This window comes from Actinomadura macra NBRC 14102, from assembly GCF_001552215.1.
GTDB lineage: Bacteria > Actinomycetota > Actinomycetes > Streptosporangiales > Streptosporangiaceae > Spirillospora > Spirillospora macra.
Window position 1 is genome coordinate 249,818 of the sequence record NZ_BCQT01000019.1, and the last position, 14,233, is coordinate 264,050.

General features: G+C 73.3%; 14 protein-coding genes. 9 read left to right on the forward strand and 5 right to left on the reverse strand.

Going from position 1 to position 14,233, the window contains the following annotated elements; genetic code table 11:
- Positions 1-3: 3 nt before the first annotated feature.
- Positions 4-525, forward strand: coding sequence for a MarR family transcriptional regulator (locus AMA02S_RS30830; protein ID WP_067465214.1), 522 nt, complete (start codon positions 4-6; stop codon positions 523-525).
- On the opposite strand, the gene AMA02S_RS30835 is transcribed toward AMA02S_RS30830, so the two are convergent.
- A complete protein-coding gene (locus AMA02S_RS30835; protein ID WP_067465216.1) occupies positions 515-1,639 on the reverse strand; it encodes an alpha/beta hydrolase in 1,125 nt (374 codons plus the stop codon). The two genes, AMA02S_RS30830 and AMA02S_RS30835, sit on opposite strands and share 11 nt — an antisense overlap.
- Before the next feature lie 113 nt (positions 1,640-1,752).
- On the opposite strand from AMA02S_RS30835, the gene AMA02S_RS30840 reads away from it, so the two are divergent.
- Together AMA02S_RS30840 and AMA02S_RS30845 are read left to right on the forward strand one after the other, a co-directional pair.
- On the forward strand, positions 1,753-2,553 hold the full coding sequence (locus AMA02S_RS30840; RefSeq protein WP_067465217.1) for a tryptophan 2,3-dioxygenase: 801 nt from the start codon (positions 1,753-1,755) through the stop codon (positions 2,551-2,553).
- A complete protein-coding gene (locus tag AMA02S_RS30845; protein WP_067465218.1) occupies positions 2,543-3,895 on the forward strand; it encodes an FAD-dependent oxidoreductase in 1,353 nt (450 codons plus the stop codon). The genes AMA02S_RS30840 and AMA02S_RS30845 overlap by 11 nt, the downstream gene beginning before the upstream one ends.
- On the opposite strand, the gene AMA02S_RS30850 is transcribed toward AMA02S_RS30845, so the two are convergent.
- Positions 3,858-5,294 carry a DHA2 family efflux MFS transporter permease subunit gene (locus tag AMA02S_RS30850; RefSeq protein WP_067465219.1) on the reverse strand — a complete coding sequence of 479 codons (1,437 nt, stop codon included), beginning with the start codon at positions 5,292-5,294 and terminating at the stop codon, positions 3,858-3,860. The two genes, AMA02S_RS30845 and AMA02S_RS30850, sit on opposite strands and share 38 nt — an antisense overlap.
- Before the next feature lie 64 nt (positions 5,295-5,358).
- Here AMA02S_RS30850 and AMA02S_RS30855 point away from each other — a divergent pair, with 64 nt between their 5' ends.
- The gene (locus AMA02S_RS30855; protein ID WP_067465220.1) at positions 5,359-5,589 is read left to right on the forward strand and encodes a hypothetical protein; all 231 of its coding nucleotides are present in this window, start codon (positions 5,359-5,361) and stop codon (positions 5,587-5,589) included.
- Between the two features lie 53 nt (positions 5,590-5,642).
- On the opposite strand, the gene AMA02S_RS45135 is transcribed toward AMA02S_RS30855, so the two are convergent.
- The 3 genes from AMA02S_RS45135 to moaA are packed head-to-tail and all read right to left on the reverse strand — an operon-like array spanning position 5,643 to position 7,656.
- On the reverse strand, positions 5,643-5,996 hold the full coding sequence (locus tag AMA02S_RS45135; RefSeq protein WP_084265761.1) for a DUF6457 domain-containing protein: 354 nt from the start codon (positions 5,994-5,996) through the stop codon (positions 5,643-5,645).
- Positions 5,997-6,042: 46 nt separating this feature from the next.
- Positions 6,043-6,660: a molybdenum cofactor guanylyltransferase gene (gene mobA, locus AMA02S_RS30865; protein ID WP_067465223.1), complete on the reverse strand. Its 618-nt coding sequence runs from the start codon at positions 6,658-6,660 to the stop codon at positions 6,043-6,045.
- A gap of 6 nt (positions 6,661-6,666) precedes the next feature.
- A complete protein-coding gene (gene moaA, locus AMA02S_RS30870; protein ID WP_067465681.1) occupies positions 6,667-7,656 on the reverse strand; it encodes a GTP 3',8-cyclase MoaA in 990 nt (329 codons plus the stop codon).
- Between the two features lie 191 nt (positions 7,657-7,847).
- Between moaA and AMA02S_RS30875 the strand changes: the two genes are divergently transcribed.
- The 5 genes from AMA02S_RS30875 to AMA02S_RS30895 all read left to right on the forward strand — a co-directional run bounded on the left by AMA02S_RS30875 (position 7,848) and on the right by AMA02S_RS30895 (position 14,229).
- Positions 7,848-8,654 (forward strand): alpha/beta hydrolase, encoded by an 807-nt coding sequence (locus AMA02S_RS30875; RefSeq protein WP_067465225.1) that lies wholly within the window; start codon positions 7,848-7,850, stop codon positions 8,652-8,654.
- Positions 8,655-8,663: 9 nt separating this feature from the next.
- Entirely contained in the window at positions 8,664-10,181 is a 1,518-nt protein-coding gene (locus AMA02S_RS30880) for a sensor histidine kinase (protein WP_157430914.1), read from the forward strand.
- Between the two features lie 164 nt (positions 10,182-10,345).
- Entirely contained in the window at positions 10,346-12,511 is a 2,166-nt protein-coding gene (locus tag AMA02S_RS30885; protein ID WP_084265763.1) for an MMPL family transporter, read from the forward strand.
- Between the two features lie 10 nt (positions 12,512-12,521).
- Positions 12,522-13,208: a response regulator transcription factor gene (locus AMA02S_RS30890; RefSeq protein WP_067465228.1), complete on the forward strand. Its 687-nt coding sequence runs from the start codon at positions 12,522-12,524 to the stop codon at positions 13,206-13,208.
- Between the two features lie 313 nt (positions 13,209-13,521).
- Entirely contained in the window at positions 13,522-14,229 is a 708-nt protein-coding gene (locus AMA02S_RS30895) for a nucleotidyltransferase domain-containing protein (RefSeq protein WP_157430915.1), read from the forward strand.
- Positions 14,230-14,233 lie beyond the last annotated feature (4 nt).

The window sequence follows — 14,233 nt, forward strand, 5'->3', positions numbered from 1 at the left end:
GCGATGCCCGACAAGCCCGACCCGACACCCGCCTCGGTCGCCGATCCCATCGCCGAGGCACACCGCCAGTGGAGCACGCGCTGGCCCGAGCACGCCGACCACATGGCGGCCGTCACCTCGGTGATGCGCGCCCAGCAGCTCCTGCTGAGCCGCATCGAGGCCGTTCTCAAGCCGTACGGGCTGACCTTCGCCGCCTACGAGGCCCTGCGCCTGCTCGCCTTCACCCGGACCGGCACCCTTCCGATGGGCAAGATGGGCACCCGCCTCATGGTCCACCCCGCGTCGGTCACCAACGTGATCGGGCGCCTGGAGCAGCGCGGCCTGGTCGGCCGCGGCCCCTCCCCCGCCGACCGCCGGGTCGTCCTCGCGACGATCACCGGTCCCGGGCGCGAGCTCGCCGAGGAGGCCACGGCGGCGCTCAACGAGTCCGGCTTCGGCATCGCGGACCTGCCCGCCGCCGAGGCCGCCCGGATCGCCACCGCGCTGCGCGCCGTCCGCGTCTCGGCCGGCGACCTCAGCTCGTGAGGCGCGCGCGGACCCAGGAGTCGATCATGTCGGCGACCTCGGGCCGCGAACCGAGGAGGTAATGGCCGTCCCGGACGCGTTCGACAGTCTTGTCGGGCGCCGCCAGCGCCCCGACGATCGCGCGGGCGTCGACGTCGTGGACGCCCTCGTCCGCCGTGGCGTGGATCACCAGGGACGGGACGGTGACGCGTGCGAGATGCCGGGCGGCGGTGCACTGGGACGTGCGCAGGCTCCACATCGACAGCCACGACCGCAGCGTGCACAGGGCGGCGATGCCGAACACGCCGTAGTTGGCCCGGCGCGGGTCGCCCAGGTAGCAGCGGTTGGGCTTGCGGTCGGACGGTTCGATCGTCGGATCGATCATCCGCAGGTCCGCCCAGGTGCGGTGGACGGTGAACAAGGCGTCGCGGGCGCGGGTCTCCTTCAGTTCGTCCAGCCTCCCGAGGGCCCAGTCGGTGATGCGCTCGTTGCGGGCACGCTGGGCGGCGCGGTAGCGGGCCTGGAATTCGGCACTGTAGGGAGGGCCGTTGTCCCGGTCGAAGGGGTCGAGGGACGGATCGACGGACAGGGCGTCGGTCTCGTCCGTCACCGAGGGGTCCATCCAGGCGGTGAGCACCTCGGGACGTCCCGCGTGCGCGGCGAGCGCGATGAACAGGTCACCGGGCGGCAGGTCCTCGATCGCGGGAACGGGCCGCATCCCGGCGACCGGCGTGATCGTGGGCGCGACGGCCTGCGACTGGTAGGCGGCCATCAGCGAGCCGCCGCCCGAGTTGCCGAGCAGGACGACCTGCTCGGCGCCCGCGCGCTCGCGGAGCCAGCGGACCCCGACGCCGATCTCGGCGAGGGCATGATCCAGCAGGAAGTAGGCCCCGTTCCCGCGGAAGCGGGTGTTCCAGCCGAGGAATCCGTACCCTCGGGCGGCCAGGTGCTCGGCCATGTAGTGCTCGGAGAAATCGACGTCGTAGTGGGCCGCGATGAAGGCGGTCTTCGGTGGCTCCCCCACGGGCCGGTGGTAGACGCCCTGGCAGGGGTGGCCGCCCGCGCCCGCCCTACCGACCAGCGGCGACGGCGATCCCACGAACTCCCGCAGACACCCGCTTCCGGCCTCGCCCATCCGCGCCCCTCCCCACCCGGGCCGAATCACGTTCTGATCTTGAGGGTACGAGATTCGCTTATGCTGCGAGTCACATCTGCGAATCACATCTGCGGTGTCGCGAGGAGGCGGTGATGGCGGATTCGCCGACGATGACGTACGGCGGCTATCTGCGGCTCGACAAGCTCCTGTCGTGCCAGGAACCGAAGACCCAGGCCCACGACGAGCTGCTGTTCGTGATCATTCACCAGGTCTACGAGCTGTGGTTCAAGCAGATCCTGCACGAGGCCGCCCTGCTCCAGCGCAGGCTGGAGGAGGGCAACAGCGCCGGATCGCTGCACACCGCGCGCCGCATCGCCAAGATCCTCAAGACCGTGGTCGGTCAGCTGGACGTCCTGGAGACCATGACGCCCCGGCAGTTCGCGTCCTTCCGCGACGCCCTCGGCAGTTCCAGCGGCTTCCAGAGCGCGCAGTTCCGCGAACTGGAGGCGGTGCTCGGCCGCCGCGCCTTCCCCGCCTCCGACCTGCGTGACGACGAGCGGCTCCAGGCCGCGCTCGCCCGCCCGTCGCTGTTCGACTCCCTGCTGCGCTACCTCGCCGGACGCGGCCACCCCGTCCCGGCGGAGGCCCTCTCCCGGGACACCTCGACGACGTGGGAGCCCGACGCGGGCGTCCAGAAGGTGCTCCTGTCCGTCTACGCGGACGAGAACGGGCCCGCCGCCGAGGTGTGCGAGGCCCTCGTCGACGTGGACGAGGGCATCCAGGAGTGGCGGTATCGGCACCTGAAGATGGTCGAGCGGACCATCGGCGCCAAGATCGGCACCGGCGGGTCCGCCGGTGCCGACTACCTGCGCTCCACGCTGTTCTCCCCCGCCTTCCCCGACCTCTGGGAGGTCCGCTCCCAGACCGAGGAGGTCCCCTCTCATGGGGCCTGACGACGGAGGCCACGGCGGGCGCATCGCCATCGTCGGCGCGGGGCTCGCGGGCTGCCTGCTCGCCGTCCTGCTCGGCCGCCGCGGTGTCGAGGTCACGGTGTACGAGCGGCGCCCCGACCCACGGGTCGCGGGGGCCGAGCGCGGCCGCTCCATCAACCTGGCGATCTCCGCCCGCGGGCTGGCGGCGCTGGAGCAGGTGGGGCTGCGCGACCAGTCGCTCAAGCAGGCGCTGCCCATGCACGGGCGGATGGTGCACCCGCGCGGCGGCGACCCGAACTTCCAGCCCTACAGCGCCGACGGCGAGCGCCACATCAACTCCATCAGCCGCGCCGAGCTGAACCGGTCCCTGCTGGAGACCGCCGAGGCCACGCCCGGTGTGACGCTCGTGTTCTCCCGGCGCGTCACCGGAGTGGACACCAAGGCCGGGGCCCTTCTGCTGGAGGACGCCGATGGCCGTCCGAGCACCGAGCCCGCCGACGTCATCCTCGCCGGCGACGGCGCCTACAGCGCCGTCCGCGACTCCCTGCGGCCGGACGGTGAGACCGACTTCCTCGAACACGGCTACAAGGAGCTGACCGTCCCGCCGCGGGACGGGGAGTTCGCGCTTGACCCGGACGCGCTGCACATCTGGCCGCGCGGCACCTCGATGATGATCGCGCTGCCCAACCTCGACCGGTCGTTCACCTGCACGCTGTTCTGGAAGAAGTCCGATTTCGCCGCGCTCGACTCGCCCGGCAAGGTCACGTCGTACTTCGCCGAGCACTACCCGGACGTGGCGGGCCTCATCCCCGACCTCGTCGACGACTACCAGCGGAACCCGGTCGGGTCGCTGGTCACCGTCCGGTGCTGGCCGTGGGTACGGTACGGGGACGGCGCGATCGTGGCGCTGCTCGGCGACGCCGCCCACGCGATCGTCCCGTTCTTCGGGCAGGGCGCCAACTGCGCGTTCGAGGACTGCATCGAGATCGACCGGTGCCTGGCCGAGACGGACGGCCACTGGCCCCGCGCGCTCTCGCTCTACCAGGAGCGACGCAAGGCCAACACCGACGCCATCGCCGAGATGGCGCTGGACAACTTCATCGAGATGCGCGACCGCGTGTCCTCGCCGGTCTACCGGGCCAAGCAGTTCGCGACCCATGCACTGGAGCGGCGCCTGGCCGGGCGCTACGTCTCCCGGTACGAGCTGGTGTCGTTCTCCACGATCCCGTACGCGGAGATCCCGTCCCGTATCCGGCGCCAGAACCGTGTGCTGGCCCTCGCCGTCGTCGGCGCCGGGACGGCCCTCGGGCTCGGGCTGCGGGCCCTCATTCCGCGCGTCCGTCGCCATCGTCGCGGCCGGTGACCAGGTCCACGACCGCCGCGCCCAGCGCCGCGAGCACGAAACCCAGGATGACGACCAGACCGTGCCGGAACGCGGCGGCCCAGTCCCCCCGCGTCCCGGCGACGGTGGCGAAGAACACCGAGCCGACGGCGGCGATGCCCGTCGCGGTGCCAACGCGCTGCCCGGTCTGCAGGACTCCGGCGGCGCTGCCGCCCTCGGTGTAGGGGACCTCCGACAGCGTGATCGTCTGGTTGGGGGAGATCACCATGCCGCTCCCGATGCCCGCCACCAGCAGCGGCAGCGCCGTCGCCCACCCCACCCCGCCTCCAGGTCTCAGCTCGACCGCGATCCACGCGGCGACCAGGCCGACCACGACCACGCCGAGCCCCGCGGCCACGAGCGGGCGCCCGTAGCGGGAGACGACCCGCCCGCCGATGGTCGCCGCGACCCCCGACCCGACCGCGAACGGGGTGATCGCCAGGCCGGCCTCCAGCGCGCTGTAGTGCAGCCCGTTCTGGAGGTAGAGGGTGAAGATGAAGAAGACGGCGGTGAACCCGGCGAAGTAGAGCAGCGCTATCGCGGCGCCCAGCGCATACGAACGCAGCCGGAACAGGCCAAGGTCCACCATGGGCGTCCCGGTCCGGCGTTCCCACAACACGAAGGCGGCGATCAGCACGCCGCCCGCGAGCACCAGCAGCCACTTCAGGGCCCCATGCCACTGCTGCTCCTGGACGAACGGCAGCAGCACGCACAGCACGCCGGCCCCGAGCAGCAGCACCCCGGGCGGGTCGAGCCCCTGCCGCTCCCCGTAGATCGGCTCGGGCAGCAGCCGCCACGCCAGCACGAGCGCCGCCAGCCCGACCGGGACGTTGACGTAGAACACCCATCGCCAGCCCTCGTCCGGGCCCGCCAGGGCGATCAGGGCACCGCCGAGCAGCGGCCCGACGGCAGTCGCGATGCCGATGACGCCGCCGAGCAGGCCGAACGCCCGCCCCCGGTCGGCGCCCTGGAAGAGCTGCTGGATGAAGCCGGCAACCTGCGGGTTCAGGATGCCGCCCGCGACGCCCTGGACCAACCGCGCACCGATCAGCCAGCCGATGCCCGGCGCGATCCCCGCCAGGGCGCTGGACGCGGTGAACAGCGCCAGCCCGGCCATGAACACCGCCCGGCGGCTGCGGGCGTCCCCGAACCGCCCCGCCGGCACCAGGATCAGCCCGAACGTCAGCGCGTACCCCGACAAGATCCACTGCAACCCGGCATCGGACGCGTGCAGGCCGTCCCGGATCGACGGCAGCGCCACGTTGACGATGCTGACGTCCAGCAGCGTCATGAACGCCGCGACCAGGCACACCGAGAGCGCCCGCCAGCGGCGCCGCCCGCCGACGCCGTGTCCGGACGCGGCCGTGGTCCCGGTGCGCACGAGCCGGGTCCTATCCGGAGACGGCCCGGTCAAACGCGGTCGCCCGCTATGTCAGAGTGGCCGCATGACCGAATCCGCGCCGGAGACCGGCCCCGAGGAGCTCCAGTGCTCGGCCAAGGGCTGCCGCGCCGACGCCGTCTGGGCGCTGCGCTGGAACAACCCCAAGATCCACACGCCGGACCGCCGGAAGATCTGGCTGGCCTGCGACGAGCACCGGCAGAGCCTCTCGGCGTTCCTGGACCGCCGCGATTTCCTGCGCGACGTCGTCCCGGTCGCCGACCGCGGAGGGGCCTAGACAGTGCTCCACGAGCAGCGCGACAGCCGAGGACACTCTGCAGCAGGCCCCGGCTATACCTCGTCGAGGACGGGCGGCGGGGCCTGGCCCGGCACGGCATCGAAGGCCGGGTGCGCGGCCTCGGGGGCCGAGGACACCGCGTCTGATCCGGCGACGGACGGCGCGGGCTCGGGTGCCGCGGCCTCCCAGCCCTCGGCGAGCTCGGTGAGCCGGGCGGCGGCGTCCCGCGCGGGCACGCCGCGACCGACCGCGAGGCCCAGCAGATACGCGGTGAGCGGCGCGCCCGGCCGGGCGACGCCGTGCGCGACGTCGCGGGCCAGGTCGAGCACCAGGTCACGGTCGATGTCGCCGCGCTCCAAGCCCAGTTCGAGGCAGGCCGCCTTCATCCAGTCCTCAAGAACCGACATGTGTCCCCCTTCCGCGTCGTCATACGCGGTGCCCACTCTCGCACGGTCAAAGCGCGTCCGGACCGTTCGGTGAAGTGTGGGAGGTAGTCCTCCCACCGGGGACAGGCCCGGCGAGCTCTTCTGCGCGGGCCAGGTCCTCCGGCGTGTCGCAGTCGTACCAGGGCGGGCGGGGCCCGGCGGGCAGCGCGACCGCGACCGGCTCCAGCGGGCCGAGCACCCCGCGCAGGGACGCTCCCGCGTACCCGGCGAGAGCGGCGCGGAGCGCGTCCGTCCGCCAGCAGCCGGCGAGCCACTGCTCGCGGCCGTCCCCGTCCACCAGCACGGCGCCGTTGCGGCCGTGCGCGGCGGCGACAAGCTGGGCGAGGTGGGCGGGGCGCAGGAACGGCAGGTCGGCGGCCAGCAGCGCCGTCCGGTCCGCCCGGACCTCGGCGAGCCCCGCGCGTAGGGCCGGGACCGGTCCCCCACCTGGCGAATCCTCCTGGACGAGCACGGCACCCGGCAGGATGCTCCGAGGCGGCCCCACGACGATCAACCGGGACGCGTCCGCCGCCGCGGCGGCCACCCACGCGATGAGAGGACGTCCCCCGACGGGCTCGGCGGGCTTGTCCGACCCGCCCAGCCGCCGGGCGCGGCCCCCGGCCAGCACCACCGCGTCGAACGCCATCCGAGGTCAGCCGCCGATGGCCGACATCGGGCGGGACGGCTGGAGGAAGGACGGATCGTCGATGCCGTGACCGGCGCGCTTGGCGCGGACGGCGGCGCGCCAGCGGTCGGCGAGCACGGTGTCGGCGGCACCGCCGCGCAGGGCGTCGCGGAGGTTGGACTCCTCGGTGGCGAACAGGCAGTTGCGGATCTGCCCATCCGCGGTGAGCCGGACGCGATCGCAGGCGCCGCAGAACGGACGGGTCACCGAGCCGATCACGCCGACCGTCGCGGGCCCTCCGTCGATCAGGAACGTCTCGGCCGGGGCGCTGCCGCGGGCGTGCGCCTCGTCCGGCGTCAGCGTGAACGCGGCCGACAGCCGGTCGAGGATCTCGTCGGCGGTGATCATGTCGTCGCGTTTCCAGCCGTGCTGGGCGTCCAGCGGCATCTGCTCGATGAACCGGAGCCGGTAGCCGTGCTCCAGGCAGTACCGCAGCAGCGGGACGGCCTCGTGGTCGTTGATCCCCCGCATCAGCACCGCGTTGATCTTCACCGGCGCCAAGCCCGCCGCCCGCGCCGCGGCGAGGCCCGCGAGGACGTCACCGAGCCGGTCGCGGTGCGCCAGCCGCTTGAACGTCGCGGCGTCGAGGGTGTCGAGGGAGACGTTCACCCGGTCCAGGCCCGCGTCGGCGAGCGGCGCGGCCAGCCGGTCGAGACCGATGCCGTTGGTGGTCAGCGACACCTGGGGACGCGGTGCGAGCGCGGCGGTGGCCTGCACGATGCCGGGCAGGCCGCGCCGCAGCAACGGCTCGCCGCCGGTGTAGCGGACCTCGGTGATCCCGAGGTCGCGGACGCCGATGCCGACGAGCCGGAGCACCTCGTCGTCGGTGAGCAGTTCGGGTTTGGGCAGCCAGTCCAGCCCCTCGGGCGGCATGCAGTACGAGCACCGCAGGTTGCACCGGTCGGTGAGCGAGACCCGCAGGTCAGTCGCGGTGCGGCCGAAGGTGTCGACAAGCACGGGCACCCCTTCTCTGCTGCCCGGCGGCCCGGCTCGCGGGTCGCCGTTGGTTCACGGTCAGTCGTTCCAGACTATTCCGGTGAATGACGATCCGTCGCATCGCGCGATGCGGGGGCGGTCCGTCGTGCTGGAGAATCGCCCTGCCTGCTGGAAAATCGTCGACGACGCGTTCCGATCGTGGGAGGTCAGGAGTGACAACGCCGCGGGAGTGGGAGTTCGCCGGGACGCGGGGCGCCGTCACGGCGCGTATCTGGGCGGCGGACGCCCCCCGCTACATCGCCGTCCTCGTGCACGGGTACGGCGAGCACCTCGGCCGTTACGGGCACGTCGCGGACGCGCTCGTGCGGCACGGCGCTGCGGTCTGTGGGCCCGACCACATGGGGCACGGCCGTTCGGCGGGCGACCGCGTCCTGATCGAGGACTATGAGGACGTCGTCGCCGACGTCCGCACGGTCGTGGCGGCGGCCCGCGGCGACCACCCGGAGCTGCCGGTCGTGATGATCGGCCACTCGATGGGCGGGCTGATCGCCACCCGGTACGCCCAGCTCCACGGCGCGGGGCTCGCCGCGCTGGTCCTGTCCGGGCCGGTGCTGGGCCGCTGGCACGTCGTGGACGGGCTGCTCCCGCTGGAGGAGATGCCCGACGCGCCGATCGACCCGTCCACGCTGTCACGCGATGCCTCCGTGGGGAAGGCGTACGTGGAGGATCCGCTCGTGTGGCACGGACCGTTCAAGAAGGCCACGGTCCGGGCCTTGGACACCGCCCTCCGGCGGGTCAACGGGCACGGCTCGCTTGGCGCGCTGCCCGTCCTGTACGTGCACGGGACCGACGACGAGCTGGTCCGGCCGGAGGACAGCCGGATCGGCGTCGAGGCCGTCCGCGGGGACCGCCTCACCGAGCGGCACTACCCGGGCGCCCGGCACGAGGTCTTCAACGAGACCAACCGCGCCGAGGTGCTCGGCGACGTCACCGCGTTCGTCGACCGCGTCCTAGCCTGAGGCCGGCGGATGCCCGCGAGGACGGCGTTGCGGCGCCTGACCCGCACCTCCCTGCGCGCCCGGCTGCTGGCGATCACGACCGCGCTGGTCGCGGCGGGGCTGGCGATCGGCGCCACCGTGATGATCGGCGCGCTGGGCCGCTACCAGACCGAGCGGATCGACGACCGGATCTCCGCCACGGCGCGGGTGATGGCGGCCCGCCCGATGCTGCCGGACGACGGGACCCGCACCACGCCCGACCCGCGGCGGCTCACCCCGGTGTTCGACATCCTCGGGTTCTCCTACATGGTCTTTCTGCGCCCGGACGGCGGCGTCGCCCAGGTGATCTACCGCCCAGGGATCCAGGGAAGGCCCGGCCCGCGGCTGCCCGCCCTCGACACGGCGGAGGTGGCACGCCGCCGCGGCCGCCCGTTCGACGCGCCCGGGGAAGGCGGCTCGGACCGGTGGCGGGCCATCGCGGTGCCGGTCTCCGACGCGAGCCTGCCGGGCGTGGGGAGCGTCGTCGTCGCCGCGCCGTGCGGGGACATCGACGCGACGCTCGCCCGGATGCGGGTGACGAGCCTGGTCACCGGCGGTGCGGTGCTGGCCGCTCTCGCCGGGCTCGGCTTCTTCGCGATCCGGGCGGGGCTGCGGCCGCTGCGCCGGATCGAGGGATCGGCCGCGGCCATCGCGGCCGGCGACCTCGGCCACCGCATCCCCGACCTCGCGCCGCCAGGCTCGGAGATCGGGCGGCTGTCGGCGGCGCTGAACGGCATGCTCGCCCAGCTCGACGCCGCGTTCGCCGCCCGCGCCGCGTCCGAGGCGCGGATGCGGCGGTTCGTCGCCGACGTCAGCCACGAGCTGCGGACGCCGCTCGCGGGCATCAAGGGGTTCACCGAGCTGCATCGGATGGGCGGGCTGTCCGGGCCGGACGAGCCGGACCGGACGATGCGCCGCATCGAGGGGGAGGCGGCCCGGCTGGCGAACCTGACCGAGGACCTGCTGCTCCTCGCCCGGCTGGACGGGCACGGATCCGGGGAGGGCGCCCCGCCGATGGACCTCGGCCCGATGGACCTGCGGACGCTCGCCTCCGACGCCCAGCACGACGTCCGCGCGCTGGACCCCTCCCGCCCGATCGAGCTCACCGGGCCGGGGGGCGGGCCGCCCGGCGCCGCGCCGGTGCTGGGGGACGAGGAGCGGCTCCGGCAGGTCGTCGGCAACCTCGTCGGCAACGCCGTCGCCCACACCCCGGCGGGCGGCCGGATCAGGATCGGGGTCGGCGCGCGCGACGGCCGGGCCGTCCTGGAGATCGAGGACGAGGGACCCGGCCTCGCGCCCGGCCAGGCGGAGCGTGTCTTCGACCGGTTCTACCGCGCGGACGCCTCCCGCAGGCGGGGCGGGAACGGCGGCGCGGGCCTTGGCCTGTCCATCGCCTGGTCGCTGGTCGCCGCGCACGGCGGCCGGATCGAGCTGGACACCGAACCCGGGCGCGGGTCGACGTTCCGCGTCTCGCTGCCGGTCCTGGAGGAGGACGCCGAGCCGGGGTGAACGGTGGCCGTGAGTTTCCTGGGAACTTCCTGGGAGCTCCGGCGGAGTGCGCTCCGGCCACCAGCACCCCTCACGGAGCGTGGCGGGATGGGAGCCTCTCACGCCCAGCCGGCGCCCGGCCCGCTCCCAGCCGCCGGGCGGGCGGCAACGCGAACCTGATCCGCGTGAATACCAACGAAACCCAAGGAGAGACGGGCCCCTTCGCCCGGCTGGGCCGGTTCGTGGTCGGCCACCCGTGGCGCGTCATCGCGGTGTGGGTGGTGGCCGCGATCGCCGTGGTCGCGCTCGCCCCCGGCCTCCCGACCAGCAGCGACGAGAGCGACTTCCTGCCCGGTCACTACGAGTCCGCCAAGGCGCAGCAGGTCCAGGAGACGGCGTTCCCCGAGGCGTTCACGCCGGCCGCGGTGATCGTCGTCCGCCGCGCTGACGGGCGACCGCTGTCGGCCGCCGACTCCGCCCGTGTCACCGGCCTCGCCAGGTCGGCCGAAGCCGCCCACCTCGACGGCATCGCCGGGCTCGTGGCGGCCCCGCCCGCGCCGAACCGGCTCGTCCAGACGATCGGCGTCCGGCTGCCGGGCGACGTCGGCACGAGCAGCCCCGAGGCCGCCGACGCGGTGCAGGCGCTGCGCGCGGAGCTGGACCGGCTCACCGGCGGCACGGGCCTGCGGGCCCGCACCACCGGCGCCGCCGCCGCGACGCTCGACGACCAGGAGGCCAGCGGCGACGCCGACGCCCTCGTCATGATCGCGACACTGGCGCTGATCCTCGTCCTGCTGCTGCTGATCTTCCGGAGCCCGGTGACGGCACTGCTGCCGATCCTGGTGCTGGCGGTGCTCTCCCAGGTCGCGAACGGGCTGATCGCCGCGACCGTGCGGGCCCTCGGCCTCCGCGCGGACAGCTCGGCCTCGCAACTACTCATCGTGGTGCTGTTCGGCGTCGGCACCGACTACATCCTGTTCCTGATGTTCCGGTACCGGGAGCGGCTCCGCGCCGGCGACGACCCGAAGACCGCCATGGTCGGCGCGCTCGCCCGGGTGGGCGAGGCGATCACCTCGGCGGCCGGGGTCGTGATCATCGCGTTCCTGGCGATGACGCTGTCGTCGCTGTCGCTGTTCCGGTCCTGGGGGCCGTCGCTGGCCATCGCCGTGACGGTGACGCTGCTCGGCGGGCTGACGCTCGTGCCCGCCGTCGTCTCCCTGCTCGGCACGAAGGTCTTCTGGCCGTCCCGCGCCTGGCGGCGCGAGCCCGAGGCGGCGCGGTTCGCCCGGTTCGGCCGCTCGCTCGCCCGCCGTCCGGCCGTGTACGCCGCGGTCACCGGCGGTGTCCTCGCGATCCTCGCGGTGGGCTCGTTCGGCTTCAAGCCCGACTTCGACCTCGCGTCCGGCGCGCTGCCGTCCTCGGCGGAGTCGCGTGTTGCGCTGGAGGACCTGAAGCGGGGCCTGCCTGCCGGCGCGACCGACCCGACCCACGTGTACGTCCAGGGCAAGGACCTCGACCAGGCGTCCCTGGCCCGGTTCGCCACCCGGCTGAAGTCCGTGGACGGCGTCGGGGAGGTCGCACCGCCGGAGGTCAGCCGCGACGGGACGACGGCCGGGTTCGCGGTCGTCCTGTCGGTGGCGCCGGAGTCGGCGAAGGCCCTGGACACCGTCCGGGGGCCGTTGCGCCGCACCGCCCACGAGGCGGCCCCGCCGGGGACGCGAGTGCTGGTCGGCGGCGGCACCGCGGTCTTCGTCGACATCCGCAGCGCGATGAACCGGGACTACTCGGTCGTGTTCCCGGCCGCCGCCGCGCTCATCTTCATCGTGCTGGCGCTGCTGCTGCGCAGCGTCATCGCGCCCTGGTACCTGCTCGCCACCGTCGGGCTCGGCTTCGGCGCCACGCTCGGCGCCGCGACGCTGCTGTTCCAGAAGGTCGGCGGCGAACCGGGCCTGCTGTTCCACCTACCGCTGATCATGTACATGTTCGTCGTGGCGCTCGGCACCGACTACAACATCCTGATCATGGCACGGCTGCGGGAGGAGGCCCGCGAGGGGCTCGCGCCCCGGCCGGCGCTGGCCGCCGCGATCCGGCACACCGGGCCGACGATCGCCGCCGCCGGGCTGATCCTGTGCGGCTCGTTCGCCGCGCTGACGCTCGCGGGCAACAAGGCGCTCGTCGAGGTCGGCTTCGCGATCTCGTTCGGCATCGCGGTCGCCGCGTTCCTCATGGCGCTGTTCCTCACCCCCGCCGTCACCGCCCTCATCGGGCACCGCGCCTGGTGGCCCGGGCACGGGGACGAGCCGCCGCCGCTGTGCCCCGTCCCGGAGCCGGTGGAGCAGCGCACACCGTAGTCTCTGGATCATGGAGGAGCGCACGCGGCTGCTCGTGGTGGACGACGAGCCGACGATCCGCGAACTGCTGGCCGCCAGCCTGCGGTTCGCCGGCTTCGCCGTCACGGCCGTGGCCACCGGGAACGAGGCGGTGGCCGCGGCCGCCCGGGAGCGGCCCGACCTGGTGCTGCTGGACGTGATGCTGCCCGACCTGGACGGCTTCTCGGTCATCGGCCGGCTGCGCGAGCGCAGCGGCCCGCTGCCGGTCCTGTTCCTCACCGCGCGGGACGACCCGTCCGACAAGGTCAGGGGATTGACCGCCGGCGGCGACGACTACGTCACCAAGCCGTTCGACCTGCCGGAGCTGATCGCCCGGATCCGCGCCGTGCTGCGGCGCACCGGCGGCGGCCCCGGCGGGCTGCTGACCGTCGCCGACCTGAGCCTGGATCCCGACTCCCACCAGGTCGTCCGGGGCGGGGAGCCGGTGCGGCTGTCCCCCACCGAGTTCCGGCTGCTGCGCTACCTGATGGAGAACGCCGACCATGTCCTGTCCAAGCCGCAGATCCTCGGCCGGGTGTGGGACTACGACTTCGGCGGCGACGCCGGCATCGTCGAGTCCTACATCGGCTACCTGAGGCGCAAGGTCGACGCCGGCGAGCCGAAGCTCATCCATACCGTCCGCGGCGTCGGTTACGTGCTGCGGCGCCCGCTCGCCTAGCCCGGCCTGGCCAGGACCCGCGCCATGCCGGTCCGACAGCACGTGCCAGGTGTCGTGAAACCGGTTGGTGCTGAAGCGCGCCGTGGTCCCCGGCCGCTGCCGTTTCCCCACCTCTCAGCCCTTCATGCAGACAATTCGATCCAGAGAGGAACCATAACCAGGCGCCGCAAGCGAATTTCTGCCGATGCCACCGGCGACGACAGCATTGGCCTGCGCTGCACAATTCGCTATTCCTCACCTACTGGGAGCGGCGAAGCCCACAACGATGAAAATGACATGCCGGACCACCGCCGACTCCGCCATGATGGAAGGCATGGCGGATCCGGCGAACGTGCTCCTGTACGGCATTGTGGGGTCCACCGCCTATGGCCTGGCCGGTCCCGGCTCCGACATCGACCGGCTCGGCGTCTACGCCTCGCCGACCATCGCCTTCCACGGCCTGGCCCCGCCCACCGGACGCCAGGCGACCATCGTCACCACCGAACCGGACGTGACGTTCCACGAGGCCGCCAAGTACGCGACGCTGTGCCTGAGCATGAACCCCACGGTCACCGAACTGCTCTGGCTGCCGGACGAGTTGTACGAGACCCGCACGCCACTCGGCGGGCAGCTCATCGGCATCCGGGAGGCGTTCCTGTCCGCGCGCCGCGTGAAGGACGCCTATCTCGGCTACGCCGTGTCCCAGTTCCGCCGGATGGAGTCCCGTGGGGACGGCTCGTTCAACGCCGGAACCAGGCAGAAGACCGCCAAGCACGCCCGGCACCTCGCCCGCCTCGTCCACCAAGGGCTGCTGCTGTACCGCAGCGGAACGCTCGACGTCCGGCTGCCCGACCCGCAGTGGTACCTCGACTTCGGGGAGCGGGTGGCCGGCGGCGACCTCACCAGGGCGCGTCGCGTCCTGTCCGAGGCCGAAGAAGGCTTCGCCGCCGCCCGCACTCCGCTGCCCGAGAAGCCCGACCGCGCCCGTGTCGAGGAGTGGCTGCACGACGTCCGCGCCGCGCACCTCCACGACATCGCATGACGCG